Below are 13,699 nucleotides of genomic sequence, written 5' to 3'. Positions count from 1 at the left end.
ACTACTATATATATATTAAATATTATACATATATAGAGATAGTGTTTGAATAGCCCTTCATAGCCCTACATTATAAATTTGATGAGGAGGAATTGAAATGATGATAAATAAAATAATAGAAAAAGTATTCAAAGATGATTTTGTAAGTTTTGTAGAGGTTGAAAGAATATTTGATGAAAATAAATTTAATTATAAAGGTACTAGAGTTATTAGACACCCAAAATACCCTAGCCTAGTTATATGGGCTGAATGGAATCAAGAAGCTATAGATATAGTAGAAGGGATAGTTGTAAATAGAGATATATGCCTTCAAACTAGCCATCCACTAATCTATTTTATAGACGGTGATAGATTAATAATACCAGTAGCTGAAAATATAAAAGATTATAAAGAAGAACGCTGGCTCCCAATGGTTTTAAGGCCTGATAAAAATGTTAGAAAGTAAAATAGAAAATAGACTAAAAAAAGAAGTAGAAAAAAATGGTGGACTAGCACTAAAGTTCACCTCACCTGGAATGGCAGGAGTACCAGATAGACTGGTGCTTCTTCCTAAAGGGAGAATAGCCTTTGTAGAACTTAAAGCTCCAGGAAAGAAACTAAGACCCCTGCAGCTTAAAAGAAAAGAACAGCTAGAAGTGTTAGGCTTTAAGGTTTATGTAATAGATTCATATAAAAGAATCGATAAGTTTATCGGGGAGATGGTGGAATGAAATATAAGCCACATAAGTACCAGGAATATGCTAAAGACTGGATAATAGAGAAAGAGAAATCAGGCTTACTGCTGGACATGGGGCTTGGGAAAAGTGTTATAACCCTAACAGCCATAGATGATTTAATGTTTGATTACTTTGAAATAGAAAAAGTATTAATAATAGCACCCCTAAGAGTAGCTGAATCAACCTGGGATGCTGAAATAGAAAAGTGGGATCATCTTAAAGATTTAAAGATATCAAAAGTTCTAGGACCAGAAAAGAAAAGGATAGAAGCATTAGAAGTAAAAGCTGATATCTATATTATAAATAGAGAAAATGTTAAATGGCTTGTAGACCTACTGGTTAAAGATTGGCCTTTTGACATGGTAGTAATAGATGAACTATCAAGCTTTAAATCTCATAAAGCTGGTAGGTTTAAGGCTTTAAAGAAAATAAGGCCTTGTATGAAAAGAGTAGTAGGTTTAACTGGAACTCCAGCACCAAATGGTCTACTTGATCTATGGGCTCAAATCTATCTTCTTGATGGTGGAGAAAGACTGGGAAGAACCATAACCAGCTATAGGGATAGATACTTCAATCCAGACAAACGAAACCAACACATAATCTTTTCCTACAAAGTCAAGGAAAATGCTGAAGAAGAAATATATGAAAAGCTTGAAGATATATGTGTAAGCATGAAAGCAGAAGATTATCTTCATATGCCATATAGAATAAATAACAAAATAGCAGTTACTTTACCAAAAAAGATAAAAGAAAAGTATAAGCAGCTGGAAAAGGATCTTCTTTTACCACTTGAAGATAGCGACATAGTAGCAAATAATGCTGCAGCACTTACTAATAAACTACTCCAGTTCTCAAATGGTGCTATCTATGATGAAAATGGAGATGTAGAAGAAGTTCATGATGAAAAGTTGAAAGCACTAGATGAATTAATAGAAGCAGCTAATGGAAAACCAGTTCTAGTCTTTTATTCCTACAAGCATGATAAAGATAGAATTATAAAACACTTAAAAAATGTAAGAGTTCTTGAAAGTAAAGAAGATATAGATGCTTGGAATAAGGGTGAAATACCTATAATGCTAACCCACCCAGCCTCAGCAGGACATGGGCTTAACCTTCAAGCGGGTGGAAGCATAATAGTATGGTTTGGGCTAACTTGGAGCCTAGAGCTATACCAACAAGCAAATGCAAGACTGCATAGACAAGGACAAAAGGAAAATGTAATAGTCCATCACATAATAGCAAAAGGAACAGTTGATGAAGATGTGATGAGAGCACTTGATAAAAAACAAATAAACCAAGGAGAACTACTCCTAGCTGTAAAAGCTAGAATAGAAAAGGAGGAAAAATAATGCTATATAATAACGAAGGATACCTGGATTCAACGGCTTACCAAGCATTAAAGAATATAGAAGAAGAAAAGAAAATAGTATTTATCTGTAGTCCATATAAAGGTGATATAGAAATAAATACTCTAAGGGCTAAGAGGTACGGAAGGTACGCTGTAAATAAAAGGCAAGTTCCAATAATACCTCACCTTATGTACACTCAGTTTCTAAATGAGGACAAACATGAAGAAAGACAACTAGGACTTGATATGGGATTAATTCTACTTTCAAAGTGTCAAGAGATATGGGTCTTTGGAAGTAGAGTGTCAAAGGGAATGGAAATAGAAATAGAAGAAGCTAAAAGAAGAAACATACTAATCAAATATTATGATATACACTGCAAGCCAATAGTAGGAGGAGATAGATGATGGATAGAAACTATGAAGATTTAGCTAATGCTATAGTAGTACAAGCTGTTAAGGACTATCGAGAAGCATTAAATAAGTTAAAGAAAGAACCCAGAAGCATAGGAGCAAAAGTTACAAAACTTGAAATAGAGATCTTCTTTCGCTCTAGTTGGTATAGGGAACTTACCACCCTAGATCCAGAGATGCTTATAGAAAAACTTAAGGAGGAGATTGCCTAATGACAGCTAAAGAATATTTATCTCAGGTATACTGGCTTAATAAAATGGTAAATAATAAGCTGGAGCAAAAGGAAGAACTCGAAGCTATGGCTGAAAGAACTACTATAGATTTTACAAAAGAAAAAGTATCTGGTGGATCTGGGGTAATAAGTCCTATGGAAGACGCTGCAGTAAAACTAATAGATTTAAGCCATCAGATAAATGATGATATAGATGAATTAATAAATCTGAAAAAAGAAATAGCTGCAACAATAAAAAAGGTTGGAGACTATAGGTATAGAACAATACTTGAAATGAGATATCTAAAAGGAAAGCTATGGGATGATGTATCAGGAGATATTGGATTTGATAAAAGGTGGGTTATGAAACTTCACAGTAGAGCTTTAAAAGAAATTGATGAAATATTGAAGTTGACCACTAAAAGACACTTGTAGTCGAGGTTAAGGTGTGTTATTATTAAGATGTAAAGATATATAGAAATTTATAGATAGTCCTTCAGCCAAGTCTGTGGGGCTATTTTTTATAGGAGAGATACAAATGAAAGAAGAAAGAAAATGTCAGTATGAAAACTGCAGAATGGAAGCCGAGAGAGATAGCATCTACTGTAAGTTCCATGTAAGAATGGTGGAGTCTTACGAGAAGATGTCACCAGAGTTAAAGGAAGTCTATGATAGAATAAAAAAAGAAAGATACGGTTAGATCTAGAGCACTTAGCTTTAGGGCTTTTTCTATGCCCAAACTAGGAGGTGGTAGCAGTGCCGATGAAGCCGCTCAAACCATGCAAGCACCCAATGTGTCCTGAGTTAACTAAAGATAGATTTTGTGACAAGCATAAGAAATTGTATGAAAGAAAGAGTGCAAGCAAGAGAGGGTATGATTCTAGATGGAGGAAGGCTAGAGCAAGGTTTCTAAAAGCTAATCCTTTATGTGTGGAATGCCTAAAATCTGATAGAGTAGTTGAAGCTATAGTAGTGGACCATATTATTCCACATAGGGAAGATAAGAAATTATTCTGGGATGAAAGCAACTGGCAAGCACTATGTAAGAGTTGCCATGATAAAAAGACAATGACAACTGATAGGTATCGAGAGTATAAGTATTAACTTAAAAACTTCCATGTGATAATATATTAATAAGATTATATGGGAGGAATAAAATTGAAACAAGAAATATTGGAATTACTAAATTTAAATCAAGAAGGTTCATACTGGGACTTTAAAAAAGAATGGTATTTAAAAGAAAAGAAAGTAGACCTACTTCATGATATTATTTGTATGGCTAATAATTTAGAAAATAAAGACGCTTTTATAATTATTGGTATAGATGATGAGGGTAAAGTTAAAGGCATTGAAAATGATATTAATCGAAAGAATACTCAAATGATAGTAGATCTTTTAAAAGATAAGAAATTTGCAGGAGACATTCGTCCCAAAGTATATGTAGAAACTATATTTATAATGGGGAAGAAGATAGATATAATAGTAATAAAAAATAGTTATAATACACCATATTATTTAACAGAGAGATATAAAAATGTAATAGCAAATAATATTTATACTCGTGTAATGGATACCAACACACCTAAAGATAAATCAGCTGATATTCATCATATTGAATACTTGTGGAAGAAGAGGTTTAGATTAATATCCACTCCATTGGAAAGAATCAAATACTATTTAGAGAAAACCGATGAATGGTTGGATTCTCCTACAAATTGGGAAACTGTAAAGAAATATAATAAATATTATCCGGAATTTACTATTGAATATACACTCGAAGATCATGGGAATGCTTATCAATATTATTTATTTAATCAAACAGACATAAGGCCACATTGGAATGAGATAAGAATATTTTATCACCAAACTCTATTATCTACGTTAGAAGGAATTAATTTAGATGGAGGTAGATATCTTACACCTGTTCCGTTAACAGATGGGTTATCATTGGGAGGTTATAATAGATGGGACATAGTATTTAAATATTTTATAAAGGATACTTTAAGATATACTATCCATCAATTTTATTACGACTCAAATAAAGGTGATGAAAGGATAGCACATGATAAATTTAAGGATTGCGTATTAGTTTTCAAATCAGAAGAAGAAAAAGAAGTTTTTAAGCAATATGTGTTAAATGTTTGGCATCGTAAGGAAGAATATTCTAAGGACATTAGGACCCCACATTTTCCAGACATTAGGGGTTATAAAATGGAGGAGTTTGAAAAACAATATAAGGATGTACAAATATTAAAGAGAATATTTGATGAATTCAGGGAATTATACTAATAATTTAAAATAGATAGGGGTAGGGGTCATCTTATCCCTACAACTAAGTAGTTCCGGGACCGCCACCCCCCAACGCACGGAATTTCGCAAAATTGCATAGGGGGGTATAAGGAAATAAAACTGATATAAGCATTAATAATGCTTGATTGCTAAAGAAACAAGTGTTGAAAAAGAGGTTGAAATGTATTAAAAAGGATTTAAAAACAATTGACAAAACATTTTCTTGTCATATAATAATAATAATAACAGATCCCGCCACGCCTCTTAACAATGCGTACCAAGGCGGGACATTTTATGAAAAGGTAGATATTAAATTAATGGGATTCCCTGATAACTGGGAAGAACTGCTTGAATAAATATAATAGATAATAGACTCTCAGGAAACTGGGAGTTTTTTTATGCCTATTTTTAAAGAAAGGTGTGAGAACTTGATTATAGAAAAAATTAAAATAGAAAAATTAAATCCTTCTAAATACAATCCTAGAAAAGATTTAAAAGCAGGAGATCCTGAATATGAAAGGTTAAAGAAGTCCATAGAGACATTTGGATATGTTGAACCAGTCATCTGGAATAAAAGAACTGGAAATATAGTAGGAGGCCATCAAAGACTCAAGATATTAAAAGAGCAGGGCCAAGAAGAAGTGGATTGTGTGGTAGTTGATATGGATGAGAGTGAAGAGAAAGCACTTAATGTAGCTTTAAATAAAGTATCTGGAGATTGGGATTTACCAAAACTTGCAGATTTAATAGAACAACTTGATGCAGATATGTTTGATATTTCTCTTACTGGATTTGATATGGCTGAGGTAGAAGACTTATTCAGTCAGGTACACGATAAGGATATCGAAGATGATGACTTTGATGTTGATGGTGCTCTTGAAGAAGAATCCTTTGTAAAGTTTAATGATATATGGCTGCTTGGAAAACACAGACTTTTATGCGGAGATGCAACTGATAAAAATGATATGGCTAAACTAATGGATGGGAAAAAAGCTAATCTATGCATAACAGATCCCCCATATAACTGTGACTACACTGGTGGTACAGGAATGAAGATACAAAATGATAATATGTCAGACAGTTCATTTAAACAATTTCTTCTAGATTCTTTTAAAAATATATACGATAATTTGGTAGATGGAGGTGCTTTTTATTCCTTTCACTCGGATGCAGAAAAGGTTAATTTCTTCAATGCAACTGTTGAAGCAGGATTTCATTATTCCACCACTTGCTTATGGGTAAAGCAATCTCTAGTATTATCAAGAATGGACTATCATATGAGGCATGAGCCTATAATTTATGCTTTTAAAAATACTGCAAAACATAAATGGTATGGAGGAAGAAAATTAACTACTGTTTGGGAATTCGATAGACCTACTAAGTCAAAGCTTCATCCAACTTCTAAGCCATTAGATTTAATAGGATTTCCAATGAAGAACTCATCTATTGAAAATTCTATAATATTAGATCCTTTTGGTGGTAGTGGAAGCACATTAATAGCTAGTGAGCAGTTAAATAGAATTTGCTATATGTCAGAGTTAGATCCAAAATATGCAGCTGTAATTATAAAGAGATATATAAAGGAAGTTGGAACAGATGAGGAAGTTTATCTTTTAAGAGATGGAGAAAAAATTAAATATAAAGATGTTGTAAAGGAGCAGTAGCTGATTACTCGGTTATATGCTCTTTTTATTTTGAGGAGATGATAATTTGGAGTTTATTGATTTATGTGCTGGAATTGGGGGATTCAGACTTGGCTTAGAATTAGCAGGGCATAAATGTGTTGGATTTTGTGAAATAGATAAATATGCAGTTAAATCATATAAAGCTATGCATGATACAGAAGGAGAGTGGTACAGAGATGACATTACAAAACTTAAATCAGAAGAAATTCCCTATGCAGACATCTGGACCTTTGGATTCCCATGCCAAGACATCTCAGTTGCAGGAAAACAAAAAGGACTTAGAGGAGAAAGAAGTGGAATCTATTTCTCAATTATTGACCTTATCAAAGGCAAAGAAGAAAAAGATAAGCCCACATACCTTCTTATTGAAAACGTTAAAAATCTGTTATCAATTAATGGAGGATTTGACTTTACCACAGTTCTCTCTGAACTGGACCAAGCTGGGTATGATGCAATGTGGCAAGTGCTTAATTCTAAAGACTTCGGAGTCCCTCAAAATCGAGAGCGTGTGTTCATTATCGCAAATCTTAGAAGCAGAGGTAGACGAGAAATATTACCTATCGGAGGAGAAAACTCAGCAGCTATTAAGCAAATTATAGATGGGAGACAAGGAGATAGGGTCTTAGATCCTAAAGGAATATCATGCACACTAACTGGCAACGGTGGAGGGTGGGGTGGAAAGACGGGACTTTATTTTATAGATCAGTCAACTACTAAAACTAAAATTACAGAAAACTCTAGGTGTATTACTTCAAGATACACTGCTGGAATTGTAAATAGAACAGCTATGAATAGTGGAGTATTAGAAGCTAGAGCAGTTATAACTCCAGAGCGTAAAGAGAAAAGGCAGAACGGTAGAAGAATGAAAGATTTAGATGAACCAATGTTTACCTTAACTGGTCAAGATCGTCATGGTGTAGCAATTAAAGAAGCTACAAAAAAAGGGTTTGCTGAAGCAGAAATTGGTGACAGCATTAATGTTTCCTTTCCTAATAGTAAAACAAGAAGAGGGAGAGTTGGGAAAAAGGTGGCACAGACTTTGGATACTAAGTGTATGCAAGCTACTCTTTCAGATAATTATAGAATCAGAAGATTAACACCTAAAGAATGTTTTAGACTTCAAGGTTTCCCAGATGAAATGTTCGAAAAGGCAAGAAAAGTTAATTCAGATTCACAATTATATAAGCAAGCTGGAAATGCAGTAACAGTAAATGTAGCATATGCAATAGCTATGACACTAGGAAAAGAATAAAGAAATACTCACATAAACCTTGACTTAAGGGCCCTCCTGAGTGATATATGTATGTAACAAAACTACGGGAGGTAAGTAAAAGTGAAAAAGAAAGATATGTTTAAAGCAAGCTATAATAAAAAGATTTATGAATTTGTAGGTAAGTGGGGTTGTGATATTATCCTTTCACCAGTGGAGGCTGAAGATGATCAATGCTTGATTTACACAGCAAATGAAATAAAAGAGTTTCTTGAAACAGGAGAGTTAGAAAGAATAATAAAATAAAAGCTACCCTTTGAAGTTTTACTTGCAATTCCTGTGGTTTTAAGTGATGTATAGACATAACAAAACTACAGGAGGGATGGAAATGGATAGAAAAGAAAAAGTTAAAATACTAGAGAGGCACTTTGGAATTAAATCAAAGTATTTAGGAGCACTAAGCTTTGCCTATGAAATTCAAACAGATGGAGAAACCTATACCATAGACAGGGAGGGGAGAATAATCTTGAAAAGTGGAGAAGAAAGACAACTTGAAGAAATATTAGAACCTAGACCTGAAGAAGTAGAAGCTCAAGCAGAATTAGGAGTGGAACTTGAAATACCAATGGATGGGCATCAAGGAAACACATTGAGAAATATCTTAAACCTAATCTACAGCAAGCAGCCTTTAATTAAAAAGGTTCTAGGAATAGAAGAAGATCTAGTGGAAACTGACTTTATTGAAGCTTTAAAAGAAGAAAGAGTAAAAAGCATAGACAGCTTTGAAAAGGCACTAAATAAAATAGGCTATAACGGCCACCCTGGAGTAGACTTTGACTTTGAAAATAAGACCTTTACCTTTAAACATGCTAAGGGAGAAGCTGCCATCTGGCTCTTTGCCTTAATAAATAAAAAGGCTAAGACACAAAAGTTCTCACAAGTAAAGCAAACAGAAACAGACAATGAAAAATATACCTTTAGAACCTGGCTTAATAGCCTTGGAATGATAGGTAAAGATTATGGAGAAATAAGAAAAGAACTTCTTGAAAACTTAAGTGGAAACCCTTCATTTAGACATCCTAAAAGGGAGGAAGCTTAAATGGAAAAGCCAAGATGCAAACTTATAGGAGAAAACGGAAATATATTTAATCTTATGGTTATAGCAGCAAGGTGCCTTAAGGAAGAAGGACTTAAAGATCAAGCAGATGAAATGCTAGAGAGAATATATAAATCCCAAAGTTACCTGGAAGCACTAGCCATAATAAGTGAATATGTAGAAGTAGAATAAAGAATATGTATCTATTTAAAAGATAGTACTTGCTATTTACCTCGTCCTGAGTGATATATGTACACAAGGAAACACACCAGAAGGAGGTAAATACAATGCTTACAAGAAACTTTGGAATTGAAATCGAGTTTACAGGAATCACAAGGGAGAAAGCTGCAAGAGTAATAAGGGACCATTTACAAGGACTAATAATAAAAGAAGGCAGCAGCTTTAAAGTAGCAGATGCTGAAGGAAGAAGCTGGCAGATAGTTTATGACGGAAGCTTAAGAAATCAAAGAAAAACAAACGGACAGAAAGTTCCAGCTGGAAGAGAATACAGCGTAGAGCTAGTAAGCCCAATCCTAAAATATGAAAAAGACATAGACAGCTTACAAGAAATGGTGAGAAAGCTAAGAGGGGCTGGAGCTTTTGTAAACAGCAGCTGCGGAATACACATTCACTTAAACGGAAAAGACCACACCTCAAGAAGTCTTAGAAACTTTGTAAACATAATCTACTCAAGAAACGATTTACTTTACACCAGCCTAGAGATAAAAAGTGAAAGAGTAAAATATTGCAAGAAGATGGACCAAAGCCTAGTGGAAAACATGAACAAGAAAAAGCCTACAAGCTTTAAAGAGATAGAGGACATTTGGTATCAAGGCTACTACGAAGGAAGAAGTAGACACTACCACAACAGCCGCTACCATTTCCTAAACCTACACAGCTTTTTCAACGGAGTAGGAACAGTAGAACTTAGAGGCTTTAATGGAACCCTCCACGCTGGAAAGATAAGAAGCTTTATACTTTTATCCCTAGCCATGAACAACCAAGCCTTAACCCAGAAGTTCGCCAGCAGCAAAAAGCCTCAACTGGAAAACCCAAAGTTCGCAATGAGAACCTGGCTTAACAGAATAGGCTTTATAGGAAAAGACTACAAGAACCCAAGAGAGCATCTTTGCAAACACCTAGAAGGAAGCGGAGCTTGGAGATTCAAAGAACAAGCCTAAGCGCAGTGAGGGGGCAACCCCTCCTAGTTTACTAGGGTGGTAGATTTATACCAAGTGTGTATTTAAAGCCGACACAGGCGAAAATGTGGGGCCAGTAAGGAAGATGAAAGAGGTGATAGATGTGAAAAAACTGTATATAGCTTATGGTTCCAACCTAAACCTAGAGCAGATGGAATTTAGATGTCCAGGTGCAAAAGTCTATGGTAAGGGATCTTTAAAAGGTTACCATCTCCTATTTAAAGGCTCACCAAATAATGCGTATTTAACCATAGAGCCTAAAGTAGGAAGCGAAGTACCAGTAGTAGTTTGGAGCATAGAAAAAGCAGATGAATTATCCCTTGATAGGTATGAAGGCTATCCAAACTTTTACTATAAAGAAAATATTCCAGTGGAATTAGAGAGGGGAAAAGTTGTAGAAGCTATGGTCTATATAATGACCGATAAAATAAAAGATAGAATTCATTTAAACTTACCCAGCAAGAATTACCTCCAAGGAGTAAGAGTAGGATATGAAAGTTTTGGCTTTGACCAGGAATATATTGATAAGGCCCTGGAAGAGAGCAAAATCAAGGGAAAGTAAGGCCACAGCTTGGCTTGTAAGGGCTTCAAATAGAGGCCTTGGGACAACAACCCTATTGAAAATTCCAAAGGAGGGGTTCAAATTGGATAAGTTCTTTAAGCAGAAGTATTGCGATAGATGTGGCAGTGATCTTAAGCTAGGCAGAATAATGTCAATGTTTAATGAGGACTGTATCTGTATGGACTGTAAAGACAAAGAAACCGAAGATCCAAAGTATAAAGAAGCAAGAGATGCTGAAGCAAGAGAAGTTAAAAAGGGAAATTACAATTTTAAAGGAATAGGAAAATAGATGTAGATATCTTGAAGAAAGTACTTGCTATATAAGCCCTTCTGAGTGATATATGTATGTAACGAAACTACAGGAGGAGATAAAAATGAATAAGAAAACTGAAAGAAAACTAGAGGAAATAGCAAAGGAACAACTTTTTATTGAAACACTAGAAACTAGAATGTCAGATGGACTAGACTTTCATGACGTTTCAGTATGGGGAGTAAAAGAAGCTTTAAGACTAGCCTTTGAACTAGGAAAAGCTGAAGGTGAAAAAAGATGAACAGACTACAATTTAAAATGATGATGGAAGGCCTTATAACTACAGCTATTGAAAAGATATGTGTTTTAGGCTTTGAAGATGGAAAAGAAGATATAGAAAAAATAGTAGACATGATAGAAGAACTTGAAGCTTTCTGGAACTCAAGTGGAAGCTTAACAGAAACAGACTGGATGGAAGAAATAACATCTACAGTAGAAAGCTTAAAATTAAGAATAGGATAAACTTACGAAAACACAAAGGAGCCTTAAAACTAGGGCTTCTTTTTGATTATAGATTTGGAGGTGAAAGCATGGCGACAAGAGGAAGAAAACCAAAACCAACTGCCCTAAAACTACTTGAAGGAAATCCAGGTAAAAGACCCTTAAATGAACTTGAACCTAAACCTAAAAAACAAGCTCCAAGTTGCCCGTCATGGCTGGAGCCTGAAGCTAAAAAAGAATGGAAGAGAATGGCGAAAACCCTAGAATCAATTGGAATATTAACTGAGATTGATAAGGCTTCTTTTGCTGGGTATTGCCAGGCCTATGCTAGATGGAAGGAAGCTGAGGAGTTTTTAACCAAACATGGAACTATATTTAAAACACCATCTGGATATATTCAGCAGGTACCTCAAGTTTCAATAGCTCAAACCTATCTAAAAGTGATGAAAGACTTCTCTTCTGAGTTTGGACTTACTCCTGCTGCTAGAACTAGAATCCAGATAAATACAAAAGAAGTAGAGTCTGATGATCCAATGGAGAAAATGTTAAGAAGAGCAGGGAAGTGATACTTTTATGGATACTTTTATTCCTACAGAATTTATGCTCCCTACATCTAGCTTCGATGAAGAAAGAGCAGAATATGTAGTTAATTTTATAGAAAACTTAAAACACACAAAAGGTGAGTGGCATAATAAACCCTTCATATTATTACCTTGGCAAAAGAGGATAATCTATAATCTATTTGGAGTTGTAAAAGAAGATGGATACAGACAATTTACTACTGGATATGTTGAAATACCCAAAAAACAAGGGAAAACTGAGCTAGGAGCAGCCCTTGCCCTATATATGTTAACAGCAGATGGTGAATGGGGTGCTGAAGTATATAGCTGTGCAGCAGATAGGGCGCAGGCCTCTTTAATCTATCAAGTAGCAGTGGATATGATTGGACTTTCACCTGCCCTTCAAAAGAGACTTAAAATTGTAGCTTCACAAAAGAGAATAGTCTATCCTGCTATGAATTCCTTTTATCAAGTACTATCATCTGAAGCCTTTACAAAACATGGAATAAACCCTCATGCAGTACTCTTTGATGAGACACATGTCGCCAATAGGGAGATGTTCAATGTTATGACCCATGGTGCAGCAGATGCAAGAAGGCAACCTTTAAACTTTCTTATAACTACAGCTGGAAATAATAGACACAGTATAGGATTTGAACTCCATCAAAAAGCAGAGGATATTCTAACTAAAAGAAAAATAGATCAGTCTTTCTTTCCAACTATATTTGCTGCAGATGAGGATGATGACTGGACAAATCCTAAAGTTTGGAGAAAAGCTAATCCATCCCTTGGAGTAACAGTTCAAGAAGAGAAGATGGCCATAGCCTGTGAAAGTGCTAAACAAAACCCAGCAGAGGAGAATCTCTTTCGTCAACTTAGGCTTAATCAATGGGTAAAGCAATCTATTAGATGGATGCCTATGGAGAAGTGGGATTTATGTAATTTGGAAGTTAAACCAGATGAGCTTGAAGGAAGAGTTTGTTATGGAGGACTCGATCTTTCAAGCTCTATAGATATAACAGCCTTTGTACTTGTGTTTCCACCAAGAAGTGAAGATGAAAATTATATAATACTACCCTATTTTTGGATACCAGAAGAAAATATGAGCTTAAGAGTAAGAAGAGACCATGTGCCTTATGATATCTGGGGAAAGAAAGGATATATTAAAACTACTAAAGGAAATGTAGTACACTATGGATTTATTGAAACATTTATAGAAGAGCTTGGAACTAAATATAATATAAGAGAGATAGCTTTTGATAGGTGGGGAGCAGTTCAAATGACTCAAAACTTAGATGGAATGGGCTTTACGGTAGTTCCCTTTGGACAAGGATATAAAGATATGAGTCCACCAACTAAAGAACTAATGAAACTTACTTTAGAGAAGAAACTATCTCATGGAGGAAACCCTGTATTAAGATGGATGATGGATAATATATTCATAAAAACAGACCCAGCAGGAAACATAAAACCAGATAAAGAAAAAAGCACTGAGAAGATTGATGGTGCGGTAGCTACTATAATGGCCCTTGATAGAGCAATTAGAAATCAAGGAAATACTGGTAGTGTATATGATGATAGAGGGATATTGGTCTTATAATGCCTAAATATACAATAAGATAATTACCTATGATATAATAGTTTATCATAAGAGGTGGTGA

General features: G+C 34.7%; 22 protein-coding genes. All 22 read left to right on the top strand.

The features are described 5' to 3' along the window. The first annotated feature begins 97 nt into the window (after positions 1-97). The 22 genes from TICRE_RS06870 to TICRE_RS06770 all read left to right on the top strand — a co-directional run bounded on the left by TICRE_RS06870 (position 98) and on the right by TICRE_RS06770 (position 13,638). Positions 98-445: a hypothetical protein gene (locus TICRE_RS06870; RefSeq protein ID WP_075726463.1), complete on the top strand. Its 348-nt coding sequence runs from the start codon at positions 98-100 to the stop codon at positions 443-445. After that, positions 432-710 carry a VRR-NUC domain-containing protein gene (locus TICRE_RS06865; protein WP_075726461.1) on the top strand — a complete coding sequence of 93 codons (279 nt, stop codon included), beginning with the start codon at positions 432-434 and terminating at the stop codon, positions 708-710. Before TICRE_RS06870 ends, TICRE_RS06865 begins: the two co-directional genes overlap by 14 nt. After that, positions 707-2,065 carry an SNF2-related protein gene (locus TICRE_RS06860; RefSeq protein ID WP_075726459.1) on the top strand — a complete coding sequence of 453 codons (1,359 nt, stop codon included), beginning with the start codon at positions 707-709 and terminating at the stop codon, positions 2,063-2,065. The genes TICRE_RS06865 and TICRE_RS06860 overlap by 4 nt, the downstream gene beginning before the upstream one ends. After that, a complete protein-coding gene (locus TICRE_RS06855; protein ID WP_075726457.1) occupies positions 2,065-2,469 on the top strand; it encodes a DUF7768 domain-containing protein in 405 nt (134 codons plus the stop codon). The genes TICRE_RS06860 and TICRE_RS06855 overlap by 1 nt, the downstream gene beginning before the upstream one ends. Further along, complete coding sequence (locus TICRE_RS06850; RefSeq protein ID WP_075726642.1) at positions 2,469-2,687, top strand: hypothetical protein; 219 nt, start codon at positions 2,469-2,471, stop codon at positions 2,685-2,687. Before TICRE_RS06855 ends, TICRE_RS06850 begins: the two co-directional genes overlap by 1 nt. Continuing rightward, positions 2,687-3,121, top strand: coding sequence for a DUF1492 domain-containing protein (locus tag TICRE_RS06845; RefSeq protein WP_075726455.1), 435 nt, complete (start codon positions 2,687-2,689; stop codon positions 3,119-3,121). The genes TICRE_RS06850 and TICRE_RS06845 overlap by 1 nt, the downstream gene beginning before the upstream one ends. A 103-nt stretch (positions 3,122-3,224) precedes the next feature. After that, positions 3,225-3,386 (top strand): hypothetical protein, encoded by a 162-nt coding sequence (locus TICRE_RS13225; protein WP_158016459.1) that lies wholly within the window; start codon positions 3,225-3,227, stop codon positions 3,384-3,386. A gap of 62 nt (positions 3,387-3,448) precedes the next feature. Continuing rightward, a complete protein-coding gene (locus tag TICRE_RS06840) occupies positions 3,449-3,790 on the top strand; it encodes an HNH endonuclease (RefSeq protein ID WP_233120165.1) in 342 nt (113 codons plus the stop codon). 54 nt (positions 3,791-3,844) lie between these two features. Then, the gene (locus tag TICRE_RS06835) at positions 3,845-4,975 is read left to right on the top strand and encodes an AlbA family DNA-binding domain-containing protein (RefSeq protein WP_233120162.1); all 1,131 of its coding nucleotides are present in this window, start codon (positions 3,845-3,847) and stop codon (positions 4,973-4,975) included. A gap of 164 nt (positions 4,976-5,139) precedes the next feature. Further along, on the top strand, positions 5,140-5,331 hold the full coding sequence (locus TICRE_RS06830) for a hypothetical protein (protein WP_158016457.1): 192 nt from the start codon (positions 5,140-5,142) through the stop codon (positions 5,329-5,331). Positions 5,332-5,373: 42 nt separating this feature from the next. Then, positions 5,374-6,639: a site-specific DNA-methyltransferase gene (locus tag TICRE_RS06825; RefSeq protein WP_233120161.1), complete on the top strand. Its 1,266-nt coding sequence runs from the start codon at positions 5,374-5,376 to the stop codon at positions 6,637-6,639. A gap of 46 nt (positions 6,640-6,685) precedes the next feature. Continuing rightward, positions 6,686-7,912 (top strand): DNA (cytosine-5-)-methyltransferase, encoded by a 1,227-nt coding sequence (gene dcm, locus TICRE_RS06820; RefSeq protein ID WP_075726447.1) that lies wholly within the window; start codon positions 6,686-6,688, stop codon positions 7,910-7,912. 81 nt (positions 7,913-7,993) lie between these two features. Next, complete coding sequence (locus TICRE_RS06815; protein ID WP_075726445.1) at positions 7,994-8,176, top strand: hypothetical protein; 183 nt, start codon at positions 7,994-7,996, stop codon at positions 8,174-8,176. 82 nt (positions 8,177-8,258) lie between these two features. Then, complete coding sequence (locus TICRE_RS06810) at positions 8,259-8,969, top strand: hypothetical protein (protein WP_075726443.1); 711 nt, start codon at positions 8,259-8,261, stop codon at positions 8,967-8,969. After that, positions 8,970-9,158 (top strand): hypothetical protein, encoded by a 189-nt coding sequence (locus tag TICRE_RS06805; protein WP_075726441.1) that lies wholly within the window; start codon positions 8,970-8,972, stop codon positions 9,156-9,158. It begins immediately after the preceding gene. Between the two features lie 95 nt (positions 9,159-9,253). Further along, the gene (locus TICRE_RS06800; protein ID WP_075726439.1) at positions 9,254-10,147 is read left to right on the top strand and encodes an amidoligase family protein; all 894 of its coding nucleotides are present in this window, start codon (positions 9,254-9,256) and stop codon (positions 10,145-10,147) included. A 121-nt stretch (positions 10,148-10,268) separates the two neighbouring features. Further along, complete coding sequence (locus tag TICRE_RS06795) at positions 10,269-10,727, top strand: gamma-glutamylcyclotransferase family protein (RefSeq protein ID WP_084191886.1); 459 nt, start codon at positions 10,269-10,271, stop codon at positions 10,725-10,727. Between the two features lie 82 nt (positions 10,728-10,809). Further along, positions 10,810-11,016: a gamma-glutamylcyclotransferase gene (locus tag TICRE_RS06790; RefSeq protein ID WP_075726435.1), complete on the top strand. Its 207-nt coding sequence runs from the start codon at positions 10,810-10,812 to the stop codon at positions 11,014-11,016. A gap of 85 nt (positions 11,017-11,101) precedes the next feature. After that, on the top strand, positions 11,102-11,278 hold the full coding sequence (locus tag TICRE_RS13440; protein ID WP_198927510.1) for a DUF6900 domain-containing protein: 177 nt from the start codon (positions 11,102-11,104) through the stop codon (positions 11,276-11,278). Then, positions 11,275-11,499 carry a hypothetical protein gene (locus TICRE_RS06780; RefSeq protein ID WP_075726431.1) on the top strand — a complete coding sequence of 75 codons (225 nt, stop codon included), beginning with the start codon at positions 11,275-11,277 and terminating at the stop codon, positions 11,497-11,499. Before TICRE_RS13440 ends, TICRE_RS06780 begins: the two co-directional genes overlap by 4 nt. A gap of 68 nt (positions 11,500-11,567) precedes the next feature. Continuing rightward, positions 11,568-12,044 carry a phage terminase small subunit P27 family gene (locus TICRE_RS06775; protein ID WP_075726429.1) on the top strand — a complete coding sequence of 159 codons (477 nt, stop codon included), beginning with the start codon at positions 11,568-11,570 and terminating at the stop codon, positions 12,042-12,044. 7 nt (positions 12,045-12,051) lie between these two features. Next, on the top strand, positions 12,052-13,638 hold the full coding sequence (locus TICRE_RS06770; RefSeq protein ID WP_084191883.1) for a terminase large subunit: 1,587 nt from the start codon (positions 12,052-12,054) through the stop codon (positions 13,636-13,638). The last annotated feature ends 61 nt before the right edge of the window (positions 13,639-13,699 follow it).

The organism is Tissierella creatinophila DSM 6911, from assembly GCF_001940565.1.
Classification (GTDB): Bacteria; Bacillota; Clostridia; order Tissierellales; family Tissierellaceae; genus Tissierella_A; species Tissierella_A creatinophila.
This window is presented reverse-complemented; position numbering and strand designations above follow the sequence as displayed.

Excerpts from the sequence above, each read along its gene's own strand:
- TICRE_RS06870 (WP_075726463.1), top strand. The coding sequence starts at position 98 with ATGATGATAAATAAAATAATAGAAAAAGTATTCAAAGATGATTTTGTA.
- TICRE_RS06865 (WP_075726461.1), top strand. The coding sequence starts at position 432 with ATGTTAGAAAGTAAAATAGAAAATAGACTAAAAAAAGAAGTAGAAAAA.
- TICRE_RS06860 (WP_075726459.1), top strand. The coding sequence starts at position 707 with ATGAAATATAAGCCACATAAGTACCAGGAATATGCTAAAGACTGGATA.
- TICRE_RS06855 (WP_075726457.1), top strand. The coding sequence starts at position 2,065 with ATGCTATATAATAACGAAGGATACCTGGATTCAACGGCTTACCAAGCA.
- TICRE_RS06850 (WP_075726642.1), top strand. The coding sequence starts at position 2,469 with ATGGATAGAAACTATGAAGATTTAGCTAATGCTATAGTAGTACAAGCT.
- TICRE_RS06845 (WP_075726455.1), top strand. The coding sequence starts at position 2,687 with ATGACAGCTAAAGAATATTTATCTCAGGTATACTGGCTTAATAAAATG.
- TICRE_RS13225 (WP_158016459.1), top strand. The coding sequence starts at position 3,225 with ATGAAAGAAGAAAGAAAATGTCAGTATGAAAACTGCAGAATGGAAGCC.
- TICRE_RS06840 (WP_233120165.1), top strand. The coding sequence starts at position 3,449 with ATGAAGCCGCTCAAACCATGCAAGCACCCAATGTGTCCTGAGTTAACT.
- TICRE_RS06825 (WP_233120161.1), top strand. The coding sequence starts at position 5,374 with ATGCCTATTTTTAAAGAAAGGTGTGAGAACTTGATTATAGAAAAAATT.
- TICRE_RS06810 (WP_075726443.1), top strand. The coding sequence starts at position 8,259 with ATGGATAGAAAAGAAAAAGTTAAAATACTAGAGAGGCACTTTGGAATT.
- TICRE_RS06805 (WP_075726441.1), top strand. The coding sequence starts at position 8,970 with ATGGAAAAGCCAAGATGCAAACTTATAGGAGAAAACGGAAATATATTT.
- TICRE_RS06800 (WP_075726439.1), top strand. The coding sequence starts at position 9,254 with ATGCTTACAAGAAACTTTGGAATTGAAATCGAGTTTACAGGAATCACA.
- TICRE_RS13440 (WP_198927510.1), top strand. The coding sequence starts at position 11,102 with ATGAATAAGAAAACTGAAAGAAAACTAGAGGAAATAGCAAAGGAACAA.
- TICRE_RS06780 (WP_075726431.1), top strand. The coding sequence starts at position 11,275 with ATGAACAGACTACAATTTAAAATGATGATGGAAGGCCTTATAACTACA.
- TICRE_RS06775 (WP_075726429.1), top strand. The coding sequence starts at position 11,568 with ATGGCGACAAGAGGAAGAAAACCAAAACCAACTGCCCTAAAACTACTT.
- TICRE_RS06770 (WP_084191883.1), top strand. The coding sequence starts at position 12,052 with ATGGATACTTTTATTCCTACAGAATTTATGCTCCCTACATCTAGCTTC.